This window comes from Clostridium sp. J1101437_171009_A5 (assembly GCF_015547905.1).
Taxonomy (GTDB): domain Bacteria; phylum Bacillota; class Clostridia; order Oscillospirales; family Oscillospiraceae; genus Pseudoflavonifractor_A; species Pseudoflavonifractor_A gallinarum.
The window spans coordinates 550,111-576,484 of sequence record NZ_JADMVY010000001.1; the positions used below are offsets into that span (position 1 = coordinate 550,111).

24 protein-coding genes and 1 tRNA gene are annotated in these 26,374 nt (G+C 57.8%); 12 read left to right on the forward strand and 13 right to left on the reverse strand.

What is annotated here, in order from left to right:
- Positions 1-21 precede the first annotated feature (21 nt).
- The gene (larA, locus tag I2C21_RS02870) at positions 22-1,305 is read right to left on the reverse strand and encodes a nickel-dependent lactate racemase (protein ID WP_195278441.1); all 1,284 of its coding nucleotides are present in this window, start codon (positions 1,303-1,305) and stop codon (positions 22-24) included.
- A 291-nt stretch (positions 1,306-1,596) separates the two neighbouring features.
- Here larA and I2C21_RS02875 point away from each other — a divergent pair, with 291 nt between their 5' ends.
- From I2C21_RS02875 to I2C21_RS17420, 3 genes are all read left to right on the forward strand, one after another.
- On the forward strand, positions 1,597-2,283 hold the full coding sequence (locus tag I2C21_RS02875; protein WP_195278442.1) for a FadR/GntR family transcriptional regulator: 687 nt from the start codon (positions 1,597-1,599) through the stop codon (positions 2,281-2,283).
- Positions 2,284-2,486: 203 nt separating this feature from the next.
- Positions 2,487-2,648, forward strand: coding sequence for a hypothetical protein (locus tag I2C21_RS02880; protein WP_235370174.1), 162 nt, complete (start codon positions 2,487-2,489; stop codon positions 2,646-2,648).
- 341 nt (positions 2,649-2,989) lie between these two features.
- Positions 2,990-3,253 carry a hypothetical protein gene (locus I2C21_RS17420; RefSeq protein ID WP_207730558.1) on the forward strand — a complete coding sequence of 88 codons (264 nt, stop codon included), beginning with the start codon at positions 2,990-2,992 and terminating at the stop codon, positions 3,251-3,253.
- A gap of 227 nt (positions 3,254-3,480) precedes the next feature.
- Here I2C21_RS17420 and I2C21_RS02885 read toward each other — a convergent pair whose 3' ends face one another.
- From I2C21_RS02885 to I2C21_RS02895, 3 genes are read right to left on the reverse strand one after another with little or no spacing between them, the layout of a single operon-like run.
- Complete coding sequence (locus tag I2C21_RS02885) at positions 3,481-3,996, reverse strand: Gx transporter family protein (RefSeq protein ID WP_286167186.1); 516 nt, start codon at positions 3,994-3,996, stop codon at positions 3,481-3,483.
- Positions 3,993-4,379, reverse strand: a complete 387-nt coding sequence (locus tag I2C21_RS02890; protein WP_195278443.1) for a NusG domain II-containing protein — start codon at positions 4,377-4,379, stop codon at positions 3,993-3,995. Before I2C21_RS02890 ends, I2C21_RS02885 begins: the two co-directional genes overlap by 4 nt.
- Positions 4,376-5,428: an FAD:protein FMN transferase gene (locus I2C21_RS02895; protein ID WP_353654766.1), complete on the reverse strand. Its 1,053-nt coding sequence runs from the start codon at positions 5,426-5,428 to the stop codon at positions 4,376-4,378. Before I2C21_RS02895 ends, I2C21_RS02890 begins: the two co-directional genes overlap by 4 nt.
- A gap of 306 nt (positions 5,429-5,734) precedes the next feature.
- On the opposite strand from I2C21_RS02895, the gene I2C21_RS02900 reads away from it, so the two are divergent.
- The 7 genes from I2C21_RS02900 (at position 5,735) to I2C21_RS02925 (ending at position 17,479) form a co-directional block, all read left to right on the forward strand.
- Positions 5,735-11,803 (forward strand): S-layer homology domain-containing protein, encoded by a 6,069-nt coding sequence (locus I2C21_RS02900; RefSeq protein WP_195278445.1) that lies wholly within the window; start codon positions 5,735-5,737, stop codon positions 11,801-11,803.
- Positions 11,800-14,241: an FN3 associated domain-containing protein gene (locus tag I2C21_RS02905; protein WP_195278446.1), complete on the forward strand. Its 2,442-nt coding sequence runs from the start codon at positions 11,800-11,802 to the stop codon at positions 14,239-14,241. The genes I2C21_RS02900 and I2C21_RS02905 overlap by 4 nt, the downstream gene beginning before the upstream one ends.
- 422 nt (positions 14,242-14,663) lie before the next feature.
- Positions 14,664-15,248, forward strand: a complete 585-nt coding sequence (locus I2C21_RS02910) for a ParA family protein (protein WP_353654770.1) — start codon at positions 14,664-14,666, stop codon at positions 15,246-15,248.
- Complete coding sequence (locus I2C21_RS17485) at positions 15,223-15,345, forward strand: hypothetical protein (protein WP_268960677.1); 123 nt, start codon at positions 15,223-15,225, stop codon at positions 15,343-15,345. Before I2C21_RS02910 ends, I2C21_RS17485 begins: the two co-directional genes overlap by 26 nt.
- 86 nt (positions 15,346-15,431) lie before the next feature.
- Complete coding sequence (locus tag I2C21_RS02915) at positions 15,432-15,854, forward strand: type II toxin-antitoxin system PemK/MazF family toxin (RefSeq protein ID WP_195278509.1); 423 nt, start codon at positions 15,432-15,434, stop codon at positions 15,852-15,854.
- Positions 15,803-16,045: a helix-turn-helix domain-containing protein gene (locus I2C21_RS02920; RefSeq protein ID WP_006354177.1), complete on the forward strand. Its 243-nt coding sequence runs from the start codon at positions 15,803-15,805 to the stop codon at positions 16,043-16,045. The genes I2C21_RS02915 and I2C21_RS02920 overlap by 52 nt, the downstream gene beginning before the upstream one ends.
- Before the next feature lie 147 nt (positions 16,046-16,192).
- Positions 16,193-17,479 carry a tyrosine-type recombinase/integrase gene (locus I2C21_RS02925; protein ID WP_207730559.1) on the forward strand — a complete coding sequence of 429 codons (1,287 nt, stop codon included), beginning with the start codon at positions 16,193-16,195 and terminating at the stop codon, positions 17,477-17,479.
- A gap of 40 nt (positions 17,480-17,519) precedes the next feature.
- On the opposite strand, the gene I2C21_RS02930 is transcribed toward I2C21_RS02925, so the two are convergent.
- Positions 17,520-17,613: transfer RNA gene (locus I2C21_RS02930), tRNA-Ser, on the reverse strand.
- Positions 17,614-18,223: 610 nt separating this feature from the next.
- Between I2C21_RS02930 and I2C21_RS02935 the strand changes: the two genes are divergently transcribed.
- Positions 18,224-18,907 (forward strand): gamma-glutamyl-gamma-aminobutyrate hydrolase family protein, encoded by a 684-nt coding sequence (locus I2C21_RS02935; protein ID WP_195278448.1) that lies wholly within the window; start codon positions 18,224-18,226, stop codon positions 18,905-18,907.
- A 12-nt stretch (positions 18,908-18,919) separates the two neighbouring features.
- A complete protein-coding gene (locus tag I2C21_RS02940; RefSeq protein WP_195278449.1) occupies positions 18,920-19,489 on the forward strand; it encodes a xanthine phosphoribosyltransferase in 570 nt (189 codons plus the stop codon).
- A 27-nt stretch (positions 19,490-19,516) separates the two neighbouring features.
- On the opposite strand, the gene I2C21_RS02945 is transcribed toward I2C21_RS02940, so the two are convergent.
- The 8 genes from I2C21_RS02945 to efp all read right to left on the reverse strand — a co-directional run bounded on the left by I2C21_RS02945 (position 19,517) and on the right by efp (position 26,309).
- Positions 19,517-20,113, reverse strand: a complete 597-nt coding sequence (locus I2C21_RS02945; RefSeq protein ID WP_195278450.1) for a hypothetical protein — start codon at positions 20,111-20,113, stop codon at positions 19,517-19,519.
- Positions 20,114-20,138: 25 nt separating this feature from the next.
- Complete coding sequence (locus tag I2C21_RS02950; RefSeq protein WP_101693713.1) at positions 20,139-20,348, reverse strand: helix-turn-helix domain-containing protein; 210 nt, start codon at positions 20,346-20,348, stop codon at positions 20,139-20,141.
- A gap of 12 nt (positions 20,349-20,360) precedes the next feature.
- Positions 20,361-20,939, reverse strand: coding sequence for a DUF2975 domain-containing protein (locus I2C21_RS02955; protein ID WP_186962897.1), 579 nt, complete (start codon positions 20,937-20,939; stop codon positions 20,361-20,363).
- Positions 20,940-21,478: 539 nt separating this feature from the next.
- Positions 21,479-22,213: an NAD-dependent protein deacylase gene (locus I2C21_RS02960; RefSeq protein ID WP_195278451.1), complete on the reverse strand. Its 735-nt coding sequence runs from the start codon at positions 22,211-22,213 to the stop codon at positions 21,479-21,481.
- A gap of 133 nt (positions 22,214-22,346) precedes the next feature.
- Positions 22,347-22,505 carry a FeoB-associated Cys-rich membrane protein gene (locus tag I2C21_RS02965; RefSeq protein ID WP_186962899.1) on the reverse strand — a complete coding sequence of 53 codons (159 nt, stop codon included), beginning with the start codon at positions 22,503-22,505 and terminating at the stop codon, positions 22,347-22,349.
- Between the two features lie 12 nt (positions 22,506-22,517).
- The gene (gene feoB / locus I2C21_RS02970; protein WP_193536243.1) at positions 22,518-24,959 is read right to left on the reverse strand and encodes a ferrous iron transport protein B; all 2,442 of its coding nucleotides are present in this window, start codon (positions 24,957-24,959) and stop codon (positions 22,518-22,520) included.
- A 172-nt stretch (positions 24,960-25,131) separates the two neighbouring features.
- A complete protein-coding gene (locus I2C21_RS02975; RefSeq protein WP_101693717.1) occupies positions 25,132-25,587 on the reverse strand; it encodes a CD1247 N-terminal domain-containing protein in 456 nt (151 codons plus the stop codon).
- 152 nt (positions 25,588-25,739) lie between these two features.
- On the reverse strand, positions 25,740-26,309 hold the full coding sequence (efp, locus tag I2C21_RS02980) for an elongation factor P (RefSeq protein ID WP_101693718.1): 570 nt from the start codon (positions 26,307-26,309) through the stop codon (positions 25,740-25,742).
- Between the last annotated feature and the right edge of the window lie 65 nt (positions 26,310-26,374).

Here is a 26,374-nt window from a genome sequence, read left to right on the forward strand (position 1 = left end):
CTTTCCTTCTCATTAAGTAATTTATTTCTTTACAATCACCGACACGCCGTCGGGGATTACCGTGATGGGGCTGTCCGCCCGGCCCAGCAGCCGGTCGGCCAGGTCGATGGCCGCCGAAAGATCGGGGGCCCAGTGCATGTGCATGGCCTCCACCATCTCCCGGGGGGCCTGGGTGACCATGATCACCGGGTGCTTTAAGAGAATACGGCAGAGAATCTGAGCTTCCCACTGGTCGGGAATGGTGCGGTCGCTGGGGGTGGCCAGGAAGGAGGCCATGATTTTTTCCTCGTCGGGTTCCTGAGCGAAGGTGTCGTAGAACGACTGGCCGCCGTGTCCGTCGCTGCAGGCGGAGACCATAATGATCACGCCCCCGGGGGCGCAGGTGGCCTCGGCAGCGGTCATTCCCTTCACCGATTGGTAGATGTTCTGGTCCAGGGGATAGCCGCCGTTGGTGGAGATGACAATGGGGGCGGGGACAGCTGAGACACCGGAGAGCTGCTCTACAAAAGCGCAGCCAGCCCGGTGGGCCTCATTGAAGTGGCCGGCGAAAGCGGCAATCACTTCTTTTTTCTCGTCAATGACTACATTGCAGATGAAAGCCAGCTTGGCCTGCTGGGCGGCGTAGATCATATCCCGGTGAATGGGGTTGCCGTCCAGGATGCCGGTGCGGGCAAAGGGGCTGTCAATGAAAGTGGAGCAGTGATTGGCCAGTACGGTGGTCCGGCTGGCGACTCCGGGGAGCACACTCTTGCGCCCGCCGGAGAAACCGGCAAAGAAGTGGGGCTCAATGAAGCCCTCAGCCACCAGCAGGTCCGCCTGGGCGGCCAGCTTGTTGACGAGCAGCTTGCCTCCGGAGGGCAGGGTGCCCAGAGATACCATGTCCTCATCCTTGCCGCTGAGATGGACGGCAAAGTGCAGGCCGGACCGGAGGAAAAGCTCCTGGCCGTATTTGTCCAGCATCTCTTCCCGGGTGGTGGGGCGGTGGAAGCCGGTGGCCACCAGCACGGTGATCTCTGCAGAAGGGGAACCGGCCCGGATCTCATCTACCAACTGGGGCAAAATAACCTTGCTGGGGACCGGGCGGGTGTGATCGCTGCTGATAATGACAACCTGATGCTTGCCTTTGGCCAATTCCCGGAGCGGGGGCGTGCCGATGGGGTTCTCCAGAGCCTGCCTCACCAGCTGAGCCTGGTCGGCCTGAGGCCGATAGCTCTGTGCGCCGGAGCGGAGGACCGCCGCCAGGCGCTGGTCCGGGATCTGAGCCTCAACCCGGTCCCGTCCGTAAGGAAGGGAAATCGTCTGCATAGATGATAACCTCCTGTTTCAGTGGTTGACCTATTTCTTAAATTGGTTCTACCATATAAAATAAAAAACGCGCAACAATACAAGGAATTTTTAGAACATTTATATATTATTCCTGATACTTCTAGATGTCAAGGCGATAATTGGACAATATTACGAAAAAGTTTGCAATTATCGGCTTTTTTAAAAACGTGTTGGTCCTACCAGTTAGAATGAGTTGGTCGCACCTTTACAGTGGCCTTCTCCCTGTGCTATACTATTTGCATGTACATCATGCCAAGGAGGAAGATTTCCATGGCGGAACAGCCCAAATCCTATGAAAAAGTGCTCACCTATCTGGAGGATTCCTTGCGCAGCGGACAGCTGTCCCTGGGGGATCCCTTGCCTCCGGAGCGGGAGCTGGCCGAGCAGCTGGGCATCAGCCGCAACTCGGTGCGAGAGGCAGTTCGGCTGCTGGAGCATATGGGATTTATCGTCAGCAACCAAGGGGCCGGCAATTTTATCTGCTGCAACATCCAGCGCAATCTGCAGGACTCCTTTGACCTGCTGATGCTCCTGCAGCAGATCGACTACCGGAGGCTGGGGGAGCTGCGGGCGGGCCTGGAGCTGCAGGCCGCCCTGTTGGCCCTGGGGCGCATCACCGACGAGCAGGTCCGGGAGCTGTCCGGAATGGTGGAGGAGATGGCGTCCTGTTCCTCCAAGCGGGCCGCCCAACTGGATAAGCAGCTCCATGATACCATTGCCGCCATCTCAGGCAACGAGCTGATTATCCAGATTCACCGGGCCCTCTCCACCACTATCGACCGCTTCATCGCCGATATGCGCCGGCATATCCTGCGCAACTTCCAGACCGGCAACCAGCTGCAGTACGCCCACGAACAGATTGTGGACGCTCTGGCCCGCCGGGATAAGGCCCAGCTGATTCTGGCCATCAACCACCACTTCAATGTGATCAGCGCCAATATGGAACAGAACCTGTGACAAGATGTTTATCATGCAGAAAAAGACGCTCCCTGACCTTTACCGGCGATTCATTCCGGCGGGAAAGGAAACGCCTTTTTTGTTTCCATAGGGCGTACGGGAGAAAAGGGCAAGAAAAGTAATTGTTTTATCCCTCATATCCCGTATAATGGAGAAAACAGAGTCTAGAAGTTTTGGTTCTTGCATGGAGTGAGGAAAGCATCATGGCCAGAGTATCCACCAAAGAAAACAAGACCATTTACCAGCTGACCCGGGAGAGTCTGAAACTGACCCGGGAGGACGCCAGTGAGCTGTTGGTGACCATGTTTCCCGAGCGGATTGAGAAGATTGAAAATGAGCGCTCCATGCCCCATACCGTAAAATAGATTCAACCAAAGGGTTCCACACCCGAGTGACACGATTTGTCTGAGAGGAGGACCATATCTTCAATCATCCGAGCCCAAAGATCTTCTTTCCAAACATAGGATCGCTGGAAGAAGGGTACCTCTATAAGCGTGGAGTTATTAAATATACTTGTGATAATTGCTTTATGTGCATCCATAGTGAAACTCCTTATAAAACACTTCTGTATAGACTGTCGGCCTATCAGCATAATACGACAGCCTTGTCTTTATGCTATCATGTAACTATTATGAAAGGTAACATGATAATCGACTGACATACGCCAAAAAGTGAGATATTTTGTCGTTAGGGATGGGTTAGGGATTTGGCGGTTTCAGCGGCTATCCTCGCTCATGCTCCCGCCGCTTTTCTGTCCCTGAAATCGCCGCTGAACCGCAATCGTCCAAGAGACAAAAATAGAACAAAAAACGCAGAAAAACCGCCATTTCAGGCGGTTTTTCTGCGTAAAATGGCGCAGCGGGTGGGATTCGAACCCACGTGCGGTTGCCCGCAAACTGATTTCGAGGGGAATCGATGTGATATACTGGCTGCTTATTACCACACCAAACAATTTTATTTATACGGATAAGATAAGGAAAATCCCATTTTCCACACCAGTTTATCTACAAATATTTTTCACGATATGGTCTCTCAAAACTCACCGAGTACCATTTGGGCACCATAAATTATGGTGCCCATAATAGATCTTGTTTCAAGCTTATCTCTCTAATGATCTAGCTCCACGATTTTAGCCTTTATCTTCGCCAACGATCCTCTAGCATACGAAAGAATGCCATTCAAAAGGCCCACACAATGTCAGGATGATTTGGGGCCGGATTTGAGTCGGAAGAGCACAAATTGTGCTGCCCAGCCGGTAAAGCAACCGCTGATCAGGCCAGAGACCAGAAGGACAGGCAGATACCAGAGAAGCTCCGGCGTACTGGTGATGAAGATGGCCATGGCAATCTGTCCAATATTGTGAAAAACGGCCCCTATCATGCTCATCAGCCACAGGCGTTTGACAGGCAAAAAGGGTAGAATTCCCGCGCAGACGACAAAGCAGAGCAATCCGCCGCTCAAACTGTACAGGAGTGTCATCATCTGGCCGGCAAAGAGGCTACCCAGGAAAATGCGGCTAAGCAGAACCAGCAGGGCCTCCCGCCGTCCAAATAGAACCATGGTCACCAGTGTAATGATATTGGAAAGCCCCATTTTGATGCCGGGAATGGTGGTCAGAGGGGGGATACCCGCCTCAATGACAAAAATAATCAGGGCCACTGCTGTCAAAAGGGACAGCATGGCCAGGCGGTAAGCAGGACGTGTGGACTTCAATGGGCGGCACCTCCAGTCACTGCGTCAAGACCCGATGGGTCTGTGGCAGAAAAGCGGATGGAGAGCCCATTGGGCAGACATACGATGGGTTCCGGGCCGTGCTGCCGCAGCCCTTGATGTACGCATACCTGATCGGGGCAATCGGCGGAAATTACGCCGATACCCTCCGGGGAAATCTGAATGGTGTTTTGTGCCCCCGGTTCTCCCACTACAAAGGTCTCCGTCTCGGTGATGGTATCCAGATCCACCGTCCGAAGAATCTGACCGTTTTGTGAAATGATGGCCACATGCTGTTCGCTTCCCCACTGCCGCAGGAACCAGAACAGGACAGCCGCCAAAAGGAGCAGCAGGATACCGCTCATCCACAGAAACTTGCGATTCACTGGATCACCCGGACGGCATCGCCCGTTGTGATCTGGCAGCGCTGTGCCAGGCCGGCAGTGACCAGAATCTGGCCGGAATCGGTCATCAAGATGGCGTCAAACCGGTCCTGATGCGCCTGCCAGAATGTTTCGGCTTCTTCCGGCCCCATGATGAAAAGGGCGGTGGACAGGGCGTCGGCAAGGGTGCCGTCGGCGCTGACAATGGTGGCGGAGATGATGCCGCTGTCAGCGGGATAGCCGGTGCGTGGGTCAATGATATGGTGGTAGATAACGCCATCCTCCTGGAAATAGCGCTGGTATCCGCCGGAGGTGATGACCGCCTGATCTTCCACCTCCACCACGGCAAAGGTCTGGCCGGGATCCCTGGGGTCCTGAAGCCCAACCCGCCACAGACTGCCGTCCGGCTTGCGGCCCAGGGTCTGTACATTGCCTCCCAGAGAGACGATGCCGGAGGTGATGCCAGACTGGGCAAATACATCCATGATCTGATCGGAGGTATAGCCCTTTGCGATGCCGCCCAGGTCGATCTCTACCCCCTCGGGCAGGGTGACGGTGTGGCCGGAGAGGGCGACCTGACTGTAATCCACCCGTGCAAGGAGGGATTGAAGAAGTCCGCCTTCCGGCACCTGATAGTTTTGGGTGGGGAAGCCCCAGGCATCCATCACCGGGCCGATGGTGCAGTCAAAAAGTCCGCCGGTCTCCCGGGAGACCTCCAGCGCCCGCTGGAGTAGGGCGGCGGTCTCATCGGAAAGTTCGCCCTGTCCCGACTGATTGAGAGGAAGGATCTCGCCCGCTTCACTGCTGATGGACAGCAGCTTATCCAACCGCCGGATCTCTTCGGCAGCAGCCTGAAGGGCGGGGTCAGCGTTGGGACCATACGCGGTAAGGGTCATCACGGTGTCCATGGCAAAGAGTTCGGTGCTCTGAGCCTGGGTAGGGTCGATCTCCGCAGCGGTGCTGGGCGTGGCAGAAGGAGCGGCCTGTCCGGCGGAACAGCCGGAGAGCACCAGGGAAAGACAGAGAATCACACAGAGAATCACAGATTTCACACAACGCATCTCCTTTTGGTTAGCAAGAGCTTACCATGGAGGATAGCACAGCGAAAAAGGGCTGTCAAGGTTGGAAATCTCAAAAGAAGGAGTCATCTGCAAATTTTTTACAAAAATATAAAATTTCCATCCGCCGAGGCCGAGTATTTGGAATTGACAACAGAAAAAAAGAGTGGTATGATATATTCGCATCAGTTAGCTATAGCTAACCAAAAGGCATGGTCAGAAATTGTTAAGGGATGATCATGTTTGTTTTTTGCATAAAAGTTAGTTATAGCTAACCAAGGAAGACAGGAGGGATCAAATGTGAAAGAAAAGCGAGTGATCGCGGCGCTGCTGGCAGCGTCCATGCTGGTACCCGGCCAGGCCATGGCCGCCGGGCCGCAGGATTTTTCCGACTTTCCCAGCGACTGGTCTACGGCGGCTTTGGACAGCGCGGTGGACAACGGATTGCTCCGGGGAACCAACGGTAAGATCCAGCCACAGGGCATCCTGACCCGTGGAGAACTGGCGGCCATTGTGAGCCGTGCCTTTGGCGCGAGTATCGAGGCGGATCTGTCGGGCTACGGAGATATGTCCCAAAGCGCCTGGTACTATTCGGACATGGCAAAAGCTGTGGCCATGGGAGTTTTGCAGGGCTCCGGCGGCAAGCTTAATCCCACGGGGGCCATTACCAGAGAAGAAGTGTTCGTGGCTTTGGCCCGTGCCTTCGGTCTGGAGGATGGGACAGCGGGAGATCTGTCCGCCTTTGCCGACAGCGGAGCGGTGTCGTCCTGGGCAGTGTCCGGTGTGGCAGCGCTGACCGCCGGGGGATATGTCAACGGCGCCGACGGGAAGCTTTATCCCAAGCGCAGCATCACCCGTGCGGAATTTGCCCAGGTGATGTATCGTTTGGTGGGGAGCTATGTGGACCAGCCTGGGTCCGTCACCGAAGTGGCGGAGGGCACGGTGATGGTCCGGGGGGACGGTGTGACCCTGCAAGGGATAACGGTTACCGGCGATTTGATCCTGGCCGACGGCGCGGAGAACGTGGTGCTGGATGGTGTGACCGTAAAAGGCCGCGTTCTGGTGCGTAGCGGCTCCGGTCTGGTGGAAGCCAAGGGGAGTAAAGCGGAGGAAACCGTGGTTTGCTGCCCCGGCGGTGCAGTCACTCTCCAGTCGGCGGACAGTCAGTTGGGTGCGGTGACCGTCAAGGCAGGCAAAGGACTGCGGATGGCCGGCGGCGTGTTTGACCGTCTGACCGTCCAAGAAGGCGCGGCCGGTCTGGCGCTGACCGTGGAAAAGGATGCCCATCTCAAAGAGGTGGCGGTTTATGCCGCCGGAGCTTCCCTGTCTGGCAAGGGACAGGTGGACAAGGTCTCCGCCTATGCCGACCGTGTAGCAGTTAGCACGCCCGGCACTCAGGTAGTGGCCGGTGCTGGTGTCAACGGCGTGACAGCTGCGGGGGTGGCAGTTGCGGCCGGTCAGACCGGAACCATCAATGCCAGCGGCACCGGGGCCACCGTAACAGATAGCAGCATTGACGACGACCGGCCTGGAGGCGGTTCCGGTACGTCACAGACGGTCCATCAGGTCAGCTCCTGGCAAAGTCTGAAGGCGGCGGCCAAGGAAGCAGCAGCGGGAGATATTATCCGTCTCACCTCCAACATCACCGACGCCGGCAGTGATACTAACGTGGTGGACGGGGTGTCCGGTGCGACCCTCGCGCTGAACAAAAACAACCTGACTCTGGATGGCAACGGATACACCATCACTGCCGCTGATGGAAAGACCTTCTGCTTTGACGTGGACGGCGGCGGCGCTGCGAAAAATACCATCACCGTGGAGAACCTGACGGTGGATGGCGCTTCCTTCTCCGCTAAACTGGGCGGCGGCATCTTTGTGGAGGACGGCGCACAGGCCAGCTTTCGTCGTGTCACAGTGCGCAACAGTAAGGCGGGCAGCGCCAACAGTGCTAACGGCGGCGGCGCGATCTTTGTCAATGACCATGGCAATCCGCCGGTGGTAACCATTTCTGACTGTGTTTTTGAGAACAATCTGGTGGGCGACGGCACCACCGGCCGGGGTGGGGCAATTTATGTCAACAATTTCCGCTCCCAGTCGCCCGTCCAGGTGACCGTTAGCGGTTCCACCTTCAAGGGCAACCGGGCAGCCTATGGCGGCGCCATTGCGGCCGACGGCGTGGTAGCTCTGACGGTAAAGAACTGTACCTTCCAGGGCAACGAGAGCGCCGTGGGAGCGGATGACCTCTACCTTTTCGACGGTATTTCCCAGGGCAAGAAGAATATGACCATCACCTCTCAGGTGACAGCGGTGCTCTCCGGCAATACATATACAAATCCCTCTGACAGTGACAGCGACCTGAAGGGCATGAATGTGATCTTTAGCCGCTACTATCCGGCCGGCTTTGCCGGAACGCCGGGCACCGCGCCCGATGGGGCCAAGGACCTCACTTTTGCCGACGTGGAGCGCACCCAGCTGGCTCAGACAGCGGAGTCCATCGCCATGCAGTCCCTGGAGATCGGCGGCACCACTTACTATTACGGCGTGGCGGCCTATCAGACGGGCGGCTGGAACACCAGCTTTACCGTAAACGGCGCGGCGGTGAAGGCAGAGCGGATCGGGGAGACCAATGTCTACTATTATGCCGAAAAGCCGCTGACCGGTATGGTTTACGGAACTGCCACCCTCTCCTATGGAGACTTCTATGCCGGCGACGTGACCACCACGGAGCACTATGACGCGGTCAGTTCGGCCACCACAAAAAAATATCAGCTCTTCCCCAATGCAGATACCACCGAGCCGGTGGAAGGGGAAGGCTATCAGATCAAGGGTGTGAAAAACGTCCCTGTTCAGGTGGACGGCCAGCAGTACGCTCAGGCCAAGGTGCTGGAGGCGGCAGACGGTCTGAAGGGGCAGGGCGTCTACGAGAAGGCGGCGGCCATCCAGCTCAACATGGAAGCGGGCACCGCGCCTGCCTGGTATAAGGTGCTGAGTAAGGACGGCAGTTATGGGGCAATGCAGGCGGCCACCGCCGTGACGGTAAGCGACGCCGTGGCCGAACTGAGCACCAGCTCTAACTGGGGTCAGTATCTCCTCAGCGTGACCGAGACCAGCACAAAGTATCTGCGCCGCGACCGGGAGCAGGAGTGGCCAGTGGGAGCCAACATCCAGGGCATCATTGTAGAGGCGGAAAAGGACGGCCAGACCATCCGGGTGGGCATGGAGCATCTGCAAAATATGTGGGTGCAGGTCTATGAACTGGGCTTCGATGTGTCGGGCGAGGATGACAATGTAGCGGCCACCGCAGCGCTGGAGGGTGCTGTTATCCGCAAAGTCACCTATATCGTGCCCGAGCAGGTCTATGTCTTCACCTTTGCCGACGGGGTCTATGTAAAGCCCCAGTATCAGAACGCGGACTTGAAGGCGGCTTTTTCGGCGGATGAGAAATACATTACCATTTCGGGCATTCCTGCCGGGCTGGAAGGAGCTACGGTCAGTGTCTATCGGAATCTGGGGCACGGAAAAAAGGCGGTTCTGGTGACCAATGCCGCACCTGACCAGAACGGCAGGGTGGCGCTGGATGAGGGCGCACAGGTCACATCCAACACCACCTATACCGTCCAGGTGAGCAGCTCCAACTATGCCGACCTCTCCACCACGGTTACCTCGGCGGATAGTCGTCTGGAAGCTCCAGCGGTGGAAAAAGTGGTCTATGTGGACGACAATATGCTCTATGATCCCTGCTACCGGATGTCCTTTACCGGTACGGAGGAAGAGGCACTGAGAGCCTATTTGCAGCAAGAAACCCTCTCTGTGACGGTGGACGGCCAGAAGTTGACCAAAACCGTGCCGGGCTTCTCCGGGGATCGGCAGTCCTTCCGGGTGGCCGATCATGAGCAGTACGGCTACCCGGCTTATCTGGAGTTTACCGCCGACTGCTTTGCGTCTGCCGGCGATCACACCGTGGTGATTGCGGCTGAGGGCTATCAGGAACGGAGCTATGTCTACCATGTGGACGGCGTGGAGACCACCGGAACGGTCAGCGGACAAGCGGATGTGTCTCCCTTCGGTTACAAGGCCAAGGTAACGGTGACCTATGATAAGGTGACGGGACGCATTGTGTCTGTCACGGATAACGGCACTCAGCCCGGAAGCAATCAGAGCTTTTGGGAGAAGGCGGTGGGTATCTTTGAAAGCCTGACCGGCAAGACGGCTTCGGAAGTGGACGAAGTAGACGGCGTATCCGGCGCCACGGTTTCCAGTAAAGCCATCAAAGAAGCGGTCAAGGCCGCCATGGACAACGTGACCCTTCCCGCACTGGCCGACGGCGTGTGGTACGGCACCGGTTCCTGGAGCCGCTACTATGCCGCTCGTCCGGACAGCGGCGCCATCCCCCGGGGCGAAGACAAAGTGGGACCCAATGTGGTCAAGGTGACCATTGAACAGGGCCTCATCCAGCAGGTGGAGACGGTGAAGTACACCGACGACGATAACTACGACTGGGGTCTTGCGGTGCTGAAGGCGGTGCCGGGCCATCAGGATCTCTCCCACATCAAAGTCCAGCTGAACAGCAAGAGTGGAGAGATATATGACGCGGTGTCCGCTGCTACTGAGACGGCGGTTGGCCAGCTCAGCGCCATTGAAAATGCCCTGGAGCGTGCCCGGCAGTATACCCTGGACGGCAAGGAGCAGTCTGTGGCCTGGATGGAACTGAGTGCCCGGCCTGCTGATACTGTCTATGAGGGCGACGCGATGGACCTCAAGAGTGTATCCATAAAGCTGCACCTAACCGATGGGAGCGAAAAGATCTGCACCTTTGAGGAACTGGCGGGATACGGCGTCACCTCGGATTGGGCAGACGGGGAGAAGGTATCCAGCGACGATCCCCGGGTCAACGGGATGTCCTTCCTGGTGAACTTCATTCAGGAACAGGGTCGCATCAGTATCCCCGCCCCTGTTTCCATCGTGCAGAAGAGTACTTACCGGATGCCCACCCATATTGTGGTCACCTATACCAACGCTCAGACCGAGGAAATCGCACTCAATGAAAACAGCTTCCGCTATGGGCTGAAGACCTCCAACGGCATTGAGAAGATGGAGCTTTACGACGGCAGCGAAAAGCTGGCTGACGCGGTCTTTAATCCCGATTACAACGAATGGGAGTTCGAGCTGGGGAGTATCCCGGCGGGCGAAGGCTACACCGGCTGGAAGTTTGAAACCTACTTTGTGGAGGTGGACAGTAGCGAGGATCAATCTCCCGTGGCGTCCTTTACCCTGGACTATGACCAGATTGCCCGCTCTTACAGCGTGGGCGATGTTCTTGACCTTTCCAAGCTGGAAGTGGAGCTCAAGACCCAGCAGGGCAGCAACCAGCGGCTGAGCGGCTGGGATACCATGGTGGCCCGGGGCTTTACCGCCGCACCGGATAATGGCTACACCTTCACAGAGGAAGATGTAGGCGAAAAGCAGATCCGCATCTCCATTAACGGCCTGGAGCAGTCCTTCACGGTGCAGGTTTCCAACTATGCCACCATGATCCCGGCCAAAATCGAGATCTACGATGCCCAGAGTGGCCAGCTGCTCCAGACGGTGGCAGTAGACCGGCAGGCGTGGGAGAACAGCAAGAGCTGGCTGATGATTCGTGGGGTAAAGCTGCCCAATCAGTATAAAAACTGGAACACCGATACCTTTACGGTAAAGGTGTATAACCAGTCCGGAGAGGCACTCCAGGACTATGAGGTGAGCAGTGAATGGGGCGGCATGGATCTGACGATCGACTTCCCGAACTATACTGAATACGGTGCGCACGGCTATGTCCGGCTGATCCTGGACTTTGTGGAGAGCGAACCGGAACCTACGCCTACGGAAACGGTGCAGGGAGAAGCCGAGGTTTCTTTTGGTTATACGGCCAAGGTGATAGTGGAATATGACCCCGCCACGGGACGCATCGTATCTGTCACGGATAACGGCACTCAGCCCGGAAGCAATCAGAGCTTTTGGGATAAGGCGGTTGGTCTGTTTGAAAGCCTGAGCGGCAAGACGGCTTCGGAAGTGGATGCCGTGGATGGCGTGTCCGGCGCTACTATTTCCAGTAATGCCATCAAGGAAGCGGTCAAGGGGGCGCTGGAAAGTACCGCCCAGCCTGTGGTGGTGACCCGGACCAGCGATGCCTATGCAGTGGGTTCCTTTGGCTATGAGGTGACTGCCACCGTATCTGCAAATGACGGCGTCATCAGCGACATCACCTGGTCCCATAACGACGGGGGCAGTATGAGCCATTGGACAGAGCTGTTTACAGCTGGGGCGACTGATTTTTTCGTCCCATCCTCGGACTGGGCCGGGGAGAAGCAATTGCATTCCTGGATGGTATGAAGCTGACCCCGGATAACGGGGAAAACAACATAGACGCAGTGTCCGGCGCCACCTATACTTCAGCGGCGGTGCGGGATGCCATCCGGGATGCTTACCAGCAGATTCTGGAGGCGGAGGGGACGGCACTGCCCCCCTCCGCCCCGGTGCTGGCAGGGGAAGACCATCGCACCCAGCTGCTTTACGCCGCGACCCAGAACGCGGCACTGACCGTTTCCGCTGAGGAGGGGACCCAGGTGTGGTATACCACCGACGGAACCGACCCTGTCCCCGGTGCGGGAAGCGCGCAGAAGGCAGAAGGACAGATTTTGATCGTTCCCACCGGAAACCTGGACCATACCGTTACCGTGAAAGCGGTCTGCCAGCGGGATGGGCAGGTATCCGGCGTGACCGAAACCACCGTGACCTTTGCAGCAGTTCCCGCCGCGGGAAGCGGCATCCAGGTCTTTGAGGGCAGCGCCCTTTGTCCCGGCCGTGTGGGGACTCCTTACCAGGTGCTGGTCCGCGTGACCACCCTGAACGGCGTCATTCAGAAGATTGAGGACAACGGCACCCGTGCCGGAGATGTCCGGGATGAGGTTTATTGGAACATGGTCTATCGGGGAGACGGTTCGGGAAAAAACATTTCCGCAAAGCTGGCGGGGATGACCCTGGAAACGTTGCTGAGCGCAAGGACCACGCCCAATGAAGCGGGGTACAACACAGATGCAGTATCCGGGGCCACCATTTCCAGTGATGCGGTCAAGTATGCGGCGGTGGATGCGCTGCGCCGCGCTCCGGTCTCCTCGGAAGAGGCATCGGTAATGCCGCCCCAGCTCACACCGCTTTGGGGATACACTGTCACCAGCAACACCAGTTATGCCAGCCTCTATCTGAAAGCAGAGAGCGCACAGGGTACGGTGATCCGCTACACCACCGACGGCAGTGAACCCACACCGGAGAGCCAGACGCCTTTTGGCAAGGAAATTTCGGTTTCTTATGACGCCAAAAACCACCCGGAAGGTCAGATGATTCCCGTCAAATGCGCCGCTTTTGATGAGAAAGGCCAGAAGAGCACGGTAGTCACCACCTGGCTGGTCTTTGCTGCGCCCCGTACCGATCTTCCCTATGCCACCGGCACCTATACCGGTACAGCCCATGGCGTTACCGCCCAGGTCAAAGTGGCGGCCGACTACGGCAGTGCCCCCATTGTACAGCTCATCACGCTGGACGAGGAGACCGCAGCTCAGGGCGGGTCCTGCTTGCCGGAGCTACTGGCCAGAGTGTATCTGGCCCAGTCGGCCCAGGTGGAGCTTGTGGACGAGGGAGACCAAGGCCTTCAGCAGGCCGTGCTGGACAGCATTCGCAATGCCTTGAGTCAGGCGGTGCGGGCCCCTGAGCCTGTCTGCACGGTGACGCCTGCGCTGGAGAAGTACAGCGATTTTTATGGACCGTATGAGTTTGACGCGCCACCTTCCATCACCCTGACCAGTACCGCGCCGGGGGCGGAGATCTATTACCGTATCTCGGACGAATCCCAGAGCAGTTCTCCCGACGTGTCTCAGTGGACCCGCTATGAAGGGGCCATTACCCCCATCTTTACCAAATTGAACGGTGGCTATGTTTATCTGGATGCGGCGGTAACGATGGACGGCGGCAAGACCTGGTCGGCGGTACGGGACATGGTCATTGAGTACGCGGCACGCCGGGCGGAAAACGCCTTTGTGGTGGACGGACAGAACTTTTCCAGCTTTGCTCAGGCTGCGGCGGCAGTCAAAGCGGGCGGCACCATTTATATCAACGAAAATGTGACCCTGCACGGCGCGGAAAAAATGCCTGACGTTGCCTGCACCATCCGCTCGGCGGAGGGAAAACAGTATCAGTTCACATCGGACCAGCCCCTGGAGCTGGGGGCCGATCTCACCGTATCCCATATTGACTGGCGGGCGGAGACCTATGCCAACGGCCACAATTTTACGGCCGGGGAAGGTGTCTATCAGAACGACTGGTGGTTTGGGAGCACGGCGATTTATGCCGGGTCCAGAACGGGAGAAGCCACGGGAGACAGCATGATCCATATCTCTTCCGGGCAATTCGAAATCCACGGCAGCGGCGGCAGTGATACGGTGCTCAACGGGAGTACGGAGATCCATGTGGACGGCACTGCCAGCGTGACGGTGAACGGCACGGCCCAGTATGCCCGGGTGACGGGGACGGTCTCCATCACGGTAGAGGGCGACGCGGGTATGCTGCTGGGACTGCGTGGCAGGAGATACAGCGGCCAGATCGACGGTGGCCTGACTGTGCAAATCATCGGAAGCCCCAGATTCCCTACCTATGGCGGTAGCTTCGAGGCCGTGGAGTACGGCGACGAGGCCTGGGGTACATTGGACCTGAGCCAGGCGGGGGAAGGCGTGGACGCCAGCCGATTCACCGGCTTTGAAACGGTGATTACCCCGTAATCTCCTCCTAAGCGTTCCATTCTGGGACAGATAATATGTGATATGCTCCCCCTATGAGAGATAGTGGAATCAACCATTGTCAAACATAGGGGGAGCATTGTTATGCCTCATGTATCTAAGCGGCGATCACCCCAAACTATCTGTCGTACGGACACCCGCAAATTCCACGGCAATCCCCCAAAGTCAAATTGATAACTGGGGCATAAAAAACGGGCGCAGCCTTGGACGGCGGAGGGGGGCGGAGATGTCGCTAGCCACACCAATGTCTCCTCAGCTGCGCCTGTTTTCTTTAATTTACTATATGACAAGGAACATGAAACCCCAAGGGCCTGATCAACTATGAAATATGCCGCAATTTTACGCATATTCTGATCACGGATGGGATTGATCTGGATTCCAACATCACGCCGCTGTGCGGTGGGATTAGGAGGGTAGCCAAGACCAGCACGGTCCGAAATCTGTCCTATGCGCTGGCCGAGATGGGCAAGAAGGTCTTGGTAGTTGACTTTGACCCCCAGTATAACCTCACCACCAGTTTCGGTGTCCTGCCGACCCAGGCGCCCTATAATACCGGGACTCTTATCACCAATCTGCTTCTGGACGAATCTCTGCCGGATACCAACGAGTTCATCCAGAAAATCGGCTCTGTGGACTTGATCCCTTCCAGCCGATCTCTCACCGTTGCGGAGGCAAATCTGCTGATGACGCCGGACAGCAATGACTACCTGGCCGCTCTGCTGAGCCCTCTGCGGCTGTCCTACGATTACATTATCGTGGACACCAACCCCTCTCTTGGCTCGTTGACCATCAACGCTTTAACGGCTGCCGACGAGGTAATCATCCCGATTGACCCGGAACTGTTCGCTCTGACCGGTTTGCAGGCGTTGGTGGACACCATCAAGAAAATCAAGCGGAAATTAAATCCCAGCATTGAGATCGGCGGTATCCTGTTCACCAAATGCAACAAGCGGACGAACCTGTATGGGTGCCATCTGGGTTCCCATTGAGTATTACCGCCAATTCATGTATGAAACTTTCCAGACCAGCGGATATGAAAAGGTCATCGAGGGCGGCGACAACCGGCACCGCATTGACATTGAGTAATGGGCGACACCATCTCTCAGGGAATGAAGGGCGAAATTGGCCTGGCTACTTTTCTGCAACTCCCGATTCTCTATGTATCCGATGATATGCGAAAGGCTATCCGGCGTGGCGATCTGTTCTATGCAGACCTGAACCCGGTGGTCGGCTCCGAGCAAGGCGGCATCCGCCCTGTCCTTGTTATCCAAAATGATGTGGGGAATCACTTTAGTCCTACCGTTGTTGCAGCAGCCATCACCAGCAGAAAAGCGAAGAACAGTCTGCCTACCCATATCCTACTTGAGAATGTGCCGGGGCTTGCGCCTACCTCTCTGCTTCTGTTGGAACAACTGCGGACAATAGACCGGAAGCGGCTCCGTGGTTACATTGGGCGTATCAGCAAAGAAAAAATGCTGGAGGTAGATGCAGCCCTGGCAATCAGCATCGGCATAGGATACCCCAAACGAAAGGAGGACTCACAATGTACGAAAATGACGGTGGTTTGCTCTCTCCCAGAGATGCCTACCGATTGATGTTAAAAGACTACCCGGATGTGATGGACATTGGACAGATGTGTGAGGCCCTTGGCGTCAGTACAAAAACCGGGTACAAGTTACTTAAAGATGGGAAAATTGAGTACCTTAAAATTGGACGGGCTTACCGCATCCCCAAAGCCCACATTCTTCGTTATTTGAAAATCACCTGCTCCACTTTTGCGGAGTAGCAGGCTATGGTGTCGATCTTCACCGGATAGACGCAGAAAGTTAACAATTCTGACGCGGATTTACCTGGAGTTTTGTTCTGTCCGATGATACAATAAAGGTGTCATTGGTAGGTGAACTCAATACCGCAAAAGGAGGAACAGATCAGTATGCCAGCGGTACACCTGCAAGAAAACAGCAAACTAATCTCCGGCCATGTGGCCGAGAAAAAAGGGTATCTCTATTGGGTTCTAAACCTTACCGATGAGAACGGTAAGAGAAAGCCCAAATGGATTCCCACCCATAAGAAAGTCAAGGGCAATAAGACCTGGGCAAACAATATGCTTCCCACCATCCGAAAAGAATGGACGGAAAAGCTGCTTCAGGAGGCTACGGCCTCACAGCAGTCGGCTTCTCCGTCTGGCCCGTCATCCGCAGCGATTTCCTTTGTGGATTTCCTGTATCAGTGGCTTGAGTACAAGTACAAGTCTGCTACCGGACGGGTGATGGACAGCAAGCCCATCGAACTCTCGACCTATTCGGGATACGAACAGCAGCTCAACAACCCCATCGCCCCGTATTTCCGAGAGCATCCTGTCGCCCTTTGTGACCTTACCAAACAAGATATTCTCGCTTTTTATGAGAAAGAATTGGAACGGGTCAAGCCGACCACAGTTAAGCATTACCACGCCCTGATTCATGGGGCGTTGAATTATGCGGTTGACAAAAATCTGATTCCAAGCAATCCGGCTGACCGGATTATTATTTCCAAGCCTGAACCCTTCAAAGGTGACTACTACCTGGATTCGGAAGTCCTGAATCTGTTTGAAGTCATCAAGGGGCATAAGATCGAACTGGTAGTTCTTCTGACTGCTTTTTACGGCCTGCGCCGCAGTGAGGTTATCGGTCTGAAATGGAGTGCCTTTGACTTCAACCATAACTGCTTCTCCATCCGGCATACGGTAACAACTTGCAATGTAAAGGGAGAACGGGTCACGATTAAGAAGGACAAGGCAAAAAACAAATCCAGTCTGCGGACTTATCCATTGATTCCTTTTTTGAAAGAGCGGTTGCTGGAGGCCAAGAAACAGCAGGAAGAAAATCGCAAGCTGTGCGGGCGTTCCTACAACAAAGAATATCTGGGATATGTCTGTGTCGATGTGATTGGCAATCTCATTAAACCCAACTATGTGTCCTCGACCTTTGGGAAGTTGCTTGCCAAGAACAATTTACGGCACATTCGTTTCCACGATCTTCGCCATACCTGTGCCTCGCTTTTGCTGGCAAACGGTGTTCCGATGGAACAGGTAAAGGAGTGGCTGGGACACAGTGAGATCTCAACAACGGTGGATATTTACGGGCATCTGCAATATGCCACGAAAAAACAATCCGCCGCAGCCATTGAGCAGGACATTGTGGCGCCCATGCTGCAAAACCTATCGGCGGTTTCTCCATAAAAAGGAAAGAGGTCTACCAGCTTTTCGCTGGCAGACCTCATGGCGGAGATGGAGAGATTCGAACTCTCGCGCCGGTTTTGAGCCGACCTACCGCATTTCGAGTGCGGACCCTTCAACCGCTTGGGTACATCTCCAAATTTATGTTATATCCTTCTTCCCGATCCGCCGACCAATTCAGCCGGTGGAAATCGGGAAGAACAACAGGATAGAACAAGCAACAATATTCAATTTGAACTCGACTGGAACCCGCATGGTTCCAAGGGTTTCAGCCGTTTGGCACTCCGCATAGGAAACCTGATTTCGAATCATTACACCAACTTGGATGATGACGGTAAATCAGGGACGATAGCGGTAACTACGGAACCCCAAAACATACCTCTCAAAGTGGGCGTCAGATGGCTGCTCTCATTATAGCCATTTTCCCGCAAAATTCAAGCCGTGGAAATCGGGAAGAACAACAGGATAGAACAGACCCCAATTCACGATTTGAACTTGCCCGCAAACCCGCATGGTTACTGGCTTTTCGGCAGTTCGGACTTCCAAAGTGAAAACATGATTTCGAGTCAGCCCCGTTATGACCACTTCGATACCGCTGCATATTCGATTTCCCTGCCCGTACAGGCAGATTCCTCCGGACCGCTCTGTCCGGAATCTTTAATAGGATACCCTATTTTTATTTACTTGTCAATATTGCAGAGGAAAGTAAAATAGTCTATAATCAGTCTAATAACGGTTCTGAGGTGTATGATGGAAGTTCATATTCTGGTCTCTGCCTCCTCTTCCGGCGCGGAGAACTACGAGGCCGCAGTCCTTGCCGCCGGAGGAATCCCGCACGCCGCCTACTGCCCCGCCGACCGTACCGAGTATGACGGTCTCCTGCTGTGCGGCGGCGGAGATATCGACCCCTGCCGTTTTGGGCAGGAAAACTGGGCCAGCAGTGAGATCGATCCCCAGCGGGACGCATCGGAGCTGGCGCTGGCCGCCTCCTATCTGGCCGCCGGAAAGCCGGTGCTGGGGATCTGCCGCGGACTCCAGATCCTGAATGTGGCTCTGGGGGGCACCCTCTTGCAGGACATCGGCTCCACCCAGGTGTGCTTCCACACCCATGCCCCGGGGAGCTCTGAGGATAAGGTCCACGCCGTCCACGCGGAGGAGGGCTCTCTTCTGGAGCGGTGGTATGGCCCGGTCTTTTCCGTCAACAGCGCCCATCACCAGACGCTGGACCGCATCGGGGAGGGACTCACCGTCACCGCCCGCTCGGAGTCCGGTCTGGTGGAGGCGGTGGAGCACACGGCCCTGCCCGTTCTCGCCCTGCAATATCATCCCGAGCGCATGACCGGCGCCCACCGGCGGATGGATACCGTGGACGGCGCGCCGGTGTTTCAGTGGCTGATCGAACAATGCCGCAATCGTTTGGAAGGACGTTGAGAGAGGATCATCATGAAGGAATTAAGACAGCGCATTCTGGAAGAAGCCCAGGTGGGCGAGGGAGACATTATCCACGTGGATATGTTTCTCAATCACTGCATGGATGTGGAGCTCATTGAACGGGCCGGGACTGAACTGGCCCGCCGCTTCAAGGGCGACAAGATCACCAAGGTCCTGACGGTGGAGAGCTCCGGCATTGCCCTGGCCTGCTTTGTGGGCCGGGCGCTGCGGGTCCCGGTCATCTACGCCAAGAAATTTCAGACCGGCTACATCGATCCCAATGTCTACACCGCGGAGACCCACTCCTTTTCGCTGGAGAAATCCTACACCATCCGGGTGTCCAAGAAATACCTGGAGGAGGACGACGTGGTCCTGGTGGTGGACGACATCCTCTCCAACGGGCAGTCCACCCTGGCCCTGCTGGAGCTGGTCTCCAAGGCCGGGGGCGAGGTGGCCGGCGTAGCCGTGGCCATCGAAAAGGCCATGCGCGAGGGCGGAAAGGTCCTGCGCCGCATGGGCGTCCGGGTGGAAGCTCTGGAGATCGTGGAGGGCGTGGAGGACGGCCGGATCATCCTGGCCTGATCTCCTTCCCCGGTTCATACCGATCCGCTACGATCCCTCTTCCCGCTTCTGCGGGAGAGAGGGATCTTTTTTTGTCCCGTCCTCCCCTTCCCGGCGGTTTTTGGCCCCCCACAGGCTGCCCAGCCAGAACAGCAGCGGAGGCAATCCGCCGGCCAGGAAGGCCATGAGGTAAAACTCCCATCCCCCCTCTCCCCACCAGATGCCGCCCATGAGTCCGAGGAGCACGAACAGAAAGGAGGGGAAGGCCAGCGGTACGGCCACCATGAGCGCATAGTAGGAGACCGTCACCCATTCCAGATCGGCCCCTACCAGGACCAGGGCCTCCCAGGCCCAGGCCACCAGCATGGGGGCCACCAGTGACCAGAGGGCAGCCCAGATGGAGCGGGGCGGCTCCCACCGCTGTCTCCGGGCCACCCAGGCCCCCGCCAGCGCGTAGGCGAGCATCAGACAGGCGTCAAATGCGATCGCGATCCACCAGGCCGCCTCCGTCGTCTCCAGAAGCTCCACCCATCCCACGAAGAGAAGCAAGCCCAGCGGAGCACTCACCACCGAAATGAGAAAATGGTTTAAGGCAAAGGCGCAAAAACGCCGGGTCTGTGTGGTCCTCAGCTTCCCCTGATTCATATTCCGTCCCTCCTGTCCGGCTGTCTCATTCCTCGGGCACGTACTCCAGAATATCCCCCGGCTGGCAGTCCAGGGCCTTACAGATGGCCTCCAGGGTCGTGAAGCGCACCGCCTTGGCGTGGTTGTTTTTCAGGATGGAGAGATTGGCCAGCGTCAGATCCACCCGGGCGGCCAGCTCGCTCAGGCTCATTTTGCGCCGGGCCATCATCACATCCAGATTGACTACGATGGGCACGCAATCCCCTCCTCATATGGTCAGATCGTTCTCTTCCTTCAGCTCGGCCGCCTGCCGGACCAGGGCCGACAGGATCAGGCAGAGCAGCCCCGCCATGAAAAACACGGGGATGAAGAGGGTGTTGTAGGTGAACAGCGGCCCGATGCTCCCATAGTGGAAGAGCCCCCACACCGTCCGCAGAAGGGCCGCGCCCGAGATGAGGAAGCAGCACACCGCCGCCCGCCCCATGTTGGCCGCGTTGCCCCGGGTAAAGGTCTCCCCCCGCAGGACAGTGTCCAGCACCCGCCGCCCCTGCCACAGGATGACGGCGGTACACACGCCGCAGAAGAAGAGAAAGAGGGCCAGGACCTGGGCATACCGCTCTCCAAACTGCCAGATCTCCCACCAGGAGGCCAGAAAATAGCCGGTCAGCCGCAGAACGATCTCCGCCGCTCCCTCCCCCTGCATGGAGAAATAGGAGATTCCCCCGGTCAGCTCCCCCAGTCCCCGCAGCCGGGCCAGCCCGGCCAGCAGGGGAAGGACCAGCAGATTACATACAAAGGTGATGCTCACCAATCGTTTCAGGATCCGGGCCAGCTTTTCCACGTCCATCTTCCATACCTCCTCGTCTCTCTCCGGGCGCCTGCTTCCGCACCCCGCTCTCCCTTCTCTTTTTTCTGATTATAGCGCCACACTTATTGAAAGTCAATTTATTTTTATTGTTTTTCAATAAACAAGAGTATGCAGGAAATCCCCGGGAGTACTCCCGGGGATTTCAGCTACCGCTACTATTTACTCCGGCACTCTTTGCCGCAAACGCCTCGCAGAGTTCCGCCGTTCGCAGACGGCGGAAGAGGGTCAAAGTGTGTTTTCCGGCGGCGTGTACGTCGGAAAACACACCTCTCAGGCTGCAAGTGTGCGAACCGGGAACCCAAACAAAGCCCAGCGAAGTGGGTTTGTTTGGGAGAGGAGGGGCAAGGGAGCGGAGTGAACCCTGGCCATTAGGCCGGGGCGAACGGTGCGGACTTTGACCCGACGAAGTGCGTGCAGCGGCCTGCATTTCCCTCGAAAAAATGCTTGCATTTTTGAGAAGCGTGTCGAAATTTTTCGACACGCTAGTCCCCGGGAGTACTCCCGGGGACTTGGCGGTATCAGGGACGGACCTGGATCTGCTCCAGCAGCGCACCGATGGGGGCCTGGATCACCAGGTCGGCCTGCCGGTCGTAGGGGGTGGCGCTCTTGTTGATGAGGACCAGGTGGCTCCCCCGGTAGTACTGGATCAGTCCCGCCGCGGGATAGACCGCCAGAGAGGTCCCGCCGATGATGAGGAGGTCCGCCTTCCGGATGGCCTCCACCGCACCTTCGATGGTGCGCTGGTCCAGGCTCTCCTCATAGAGCACCACATCGGGCTTGATGATGCCGCCGCACACCTTGCAGCGGGGGACGCCCGTGCCCTGGACCATCTCCTCCAGCCCGTAGAACTGGTGGCACTTCATGCAGTAGTTGCGGTGGACCGATCCGTGGAGCTCATAGACCTTCCGGCTCCCCGCCGCCTGGTGCAGGCCGTCGATGTTCTGAGTCACCACCGCGTCCAGCTTCCCGGCCTGCTCCAACTCGGCCAGCTTCCGGTGGGCCGGGTTGGGCTGGGCCTGGGGCCAGAGCATCTTCTCCCGGTAGAAGCGGAAAAACTCCTCCGGGTCCTGCTCAAAAAAGCTGTGGCTGATGATGGTCTCGGGCGGATAGCGGTAGCTCTGGTTGTAGAGCCCGTCCACACTGCGAAAGTCCGGGATGCCCGACTCGGTGGAGACCCCCGCGCCGCCGAAAAAGACGATGCGGCTGCTCCCGTCGATCCAGTCCTGAAGTGTTTCCAGCTTGCTTGTTTCCATGTGCGCGCCTCCCTGTTCCATGAATCGTGGATCTGGTTCCTTCCTCCTCATTGTACCCCCCCTGTCCCAAACCCGCAAGACCCAGCGCAAAAGGGCGCGCACCGGAACAAAACCTCCGGTACGCGCCCTTTTCTCATTCTTTCCGCTGGGCGCAGTCCTTCCCGCAGGAGGAGCAGCCACAGCCACAACCGCAGCCGCCCTTCCCCCGGATCTGACGGCTGATCTGGCGGACCACATACCAGACCGCCCACACCGTCAGGGCCGCGACGGCCCCATAGATGATGTATTTCATAGCATTCCTTTCTCAGAACAGGAGGGAACCCACCTGATAGACCACCAGCGCCCCCAGATAGGCCGCGCCGATCTGCCACAGGATGGAGCGGAGGGTCCACTTCAGGCTGTTCATCTCCCGGTAGATGGTGGATACCGCCGCCACACAGGGGACATAGAGCAGCACAAAGACCAGGAAGGCATAGGCGGCCACCGGCGTCTGGAAGGTCCCGGAGAGGGCCGCCGCCACGGTGGCGCCGCTGGCGCTGGCCGAGAAGCCGTAAAAGAGGCTCATAGAGGAGACCACCGCCTCCTTGGCCACCAGGCCGGTGAGCAGGGCCACAGCGGCCTGCCAGGTGCCGAAGCCCAAGGGGCGCAGCGCGGGGGCGATGGCCCCGCCGATGGCGCCCAGGAAGGAGTGGGAGGCGTCCTCCACCATGACAAAGCCGCCCGACCAGCCGAAGGACTGGAGGAACCAGAGCACCACGCTCATAGCCAGGATCAGGGTACCGGCTTTGACCAGGAAGCCCCGCACCTTCTCCCACACGTGCATGGCCATGTTCTTGAGGGTGGGCAGACGGTAGGGGGGCAGCTCCAGCACGAAGGCGGCGGGCTCTCCCTGGAACATGGTCTTGCGCAGCAGGATGCCGGACAGGATGGCGAAGCACAGCCCGATCACATACAGGGAAAAGACCACCAGGCCGCTGTACTGGGCAAAGAAGGCCCCCGCCAGCAGGCCGTACACCGGCAGCCGGGCCGAGCAGGACATGAAGGGCACCAGCATGATGGTCATGCGGCGGTCCTTCTCATTCTCCATGGTGCGGGCTCCCATAACGGCGGGAACGGTGCAGCCAAAGCCCATCAGCATGGGGATAAAGGCCTTGCCGGACAGGCCGAACCGCCGCAGCAGGCGGTCCATGATGAAGGCGGCCCGGGCCATATAGCCCGAGTCCTCCAGGAAGGAGAGCACCAGAAAGAGCAGGGCGATCTGGGGCAGGAAGACCAGCACGCCGCCCACGCCGGAGACCACGCCGTCCACCAGCAGGGACTCCACCCAGGGGGCCACCTGCGCGGCCTCCAGCCCCGCCCGGATGCCGTCGGAGACCGGGCCGCTGATGAAGCTCTCCACCAGGTCGGACAGGGCCTGTCCCGGCCCGAAGGTCAGGGCGAACATCCCCAGCATCATCAGGAGGAACATGGGCACGGCCAGCCACTTGTGGGTCACGATGGAGTCGATCCGGTCGGACAGGGTCAGGCTTCCCTGCTTCTGTCCCTTCCGCACGGAGGCGTGGACCACCGACTGGATGAACTGATAGCGGCTGTCGGCCACCAGGGTCTCCCGGTCGCCCAGGACATAGGCCCCCTCATACTCCGAGCAGATGGACTCCACCCGCGCCTTTTCCGCCTCGTCCAGTCCCAGGGCCTGCTCCACCAGCCGGTCCCCCTCGATGAGCTTGATGGAGGCCCAGTGGGCGGGGATCTGGGCCGCATAGGCCTTGTCGTGAATGAGCTCACCCATCTTGTGGTGGATCTGATGGGTAAAGTCGTCGTAGAGATCGTCGGGCTCCACCGTGACGCCCACGTGCATCTGCCGGTGGGCCACCTCCAGCAGGGTCTGGATATTCTTCCCGGTGCGGGCGGTGATAGGGATCACCGGCACGCCCAGAGAACGGGAGAGGGCCTCCACGTCGATCTTGTCCCCGTGCTTCTCCACCTCATCCATGAAGTTCAGGGCGATGACCATGGGGCGCTCCAGCTCCAGCAGCTGGGCGGTCAGGTAGAGGTTGCGCTCCATATTGGTGGCGTCCACGATGTTGATGATGGCGTCGGGATGCTCCCCCACGATAAAGTCCCGGGCCACGATCTCCTCCATGGAGTAGGGCGAGAGGGAGTAAATGCCCGGCAGATCCACCACCGTCACCGGCTTTCCGTCCACCTGGGCCCGTCCTTCCTTCTTCTCCACTGTCACGCCGGGCCAGTTGCCCACATACTGGTTGGAACCGGTGAGCGCGTTGAAGAGCGTGGTCTTTCCGCAGTTGGGATTGCCCACCAGGGCCAGCTTCATCTCCCGGGTGTCGTGGCTGGCGTAGTCCGGTACGCCGCTGTGCTCCCGCTTCTCATGGTCGTGGTCGTCGCTCATGCGGCGCAGGGTCTCCTCATCCGGGATGCGCTGCACCATGCCCACCCGCTTTTTGCGGATCAGGCTGGCCGCCTGGGCCTCCTCCCCGATGGCCATGGTGATCTGCCGGGCGTCCTCCCGGCGCAGGGAGAGCTCATATCCCCGGAGGTTGACCTCAATGGGGTCACCGAAGGGGGCGATCTTGCGCACCAGGATCTCCGTCCCGGGCGTCAGTCCCATATCCACCAGCCGGCGTTTGACCGGCCCTCGTTCATTTCCTACCCGCAGGATCACGCCGTGCTCCCCCGGAGCCAGCGCCTCCAGCGTGCCCTGTACGCGTTTTGTCTCGGTTTTCATCTGTCATTCATCCTATACCGGCTGATTTGTTAGTCGTAACTAACACGCCTGCCTATTATATATCGCCCTGTGGGGCCTGTCAAGCGGCCCGCACCTCTGCGCAGCGTACGGACCGGCTCCGCACGCAAAAACAGCCGGCGGCCTATGGCCGCCGGCTGTTTCCATGTTCGGTTTACTCGTGGTCGTGGTGGCAGCCGCAGCCGCACTCGTCCTCGTCGTCCTCACAGCAGCAGTCGTCGGAGAGATCCAGAGCGAACTTCTCCTTGCAGCTGGGGCACTGGATCACGCCGGACTCCAGCACGTCCTCGTCGATGACCAGGGTCTCCTTGCAGTTGGGGCACTCGACCTCGAAGAAGTCGTCGTCCTCGTCGCAGCAGCACTCGTCATCCTCATCCTCGTCGTCCTCGTCGAACACGACCTTCTCCACATCGGACAGGTCGTCGGAAATGGCGTCGATCTCCTCACCCAGGGCCACGGTGTTCTCCTCCAGGTCCTCGATGGACATGCCGATCTCCTCCAGGATGCCGATCATCACGGAGATGAGCTTGCCCTCCTTGGACTTCTCGGTGTCGATGTTCAGGCCCTCGGCCAGACCCTTCAGGTACGCGACCTTCTCAGAAATAGTCATAATAATCTCCTTTTTACAGGCGGCCACGAAGGGCCTTGTGGTAGGGACGGCGCTTGGCGTATCACGCTTTGCGCGGTTCGCTGTGCGCCTGCTCCCGGGCGCTCAGCGCTTAGCACCTCACGCTTGTGCGCCCGCTCTCGAGCGCTCAGCGCTTAGCCCTTGCAGCGCTCCAGGTACTCGCCGGTACGGGTGTCGATCTTGATCTTGTCACCGGGGTTGATGAACAGGGGCACCTTGATCTCAGCGCCGGTCTCCAGGGTGGCGGGCTTGGTCACGTTGGTGGCCGTATCGCCGCGGAAGCCGGGGTCGGTCTCGGTGATCTCCAGCTCCACGAAGGTGGGGGGCTCCACGGCAAAGATCTTGCCCTTGTAGCTGTTGATCTTGCAGGGCATGTTCTCCTTCACGAAGCGGAAGTTGTCGCCCAGCATCTCGGCGCCGATGGGCACCAGATCGTAGGTCTCGGGGTCCATGAAGTAGTACAGATCGCCGTCGTTGTAGCTGTACTCCATGTCCTTGCGCTCCACATAGGCCTGCTCAAACTTGGCGGTGGGGTTGAAGGAGGTCTCGGTCACGCCGCCGGTGATGACATTCTTCATCTTGGTGCGCACAAAGGCCGCACCCTTGCCGGGCTTCACGTGCTGGAACTCCACCACCTGCATGACCTGGCCGTCCATCTCAAAGGTCACGCCATTGCGGAAATCACTGGCAGTAATCGTAGGCATTGGTATTCATCCTCCAAACAAGGTATTTCATATGAATGGAACTTTAGCTAAGCTATTTTACTCCA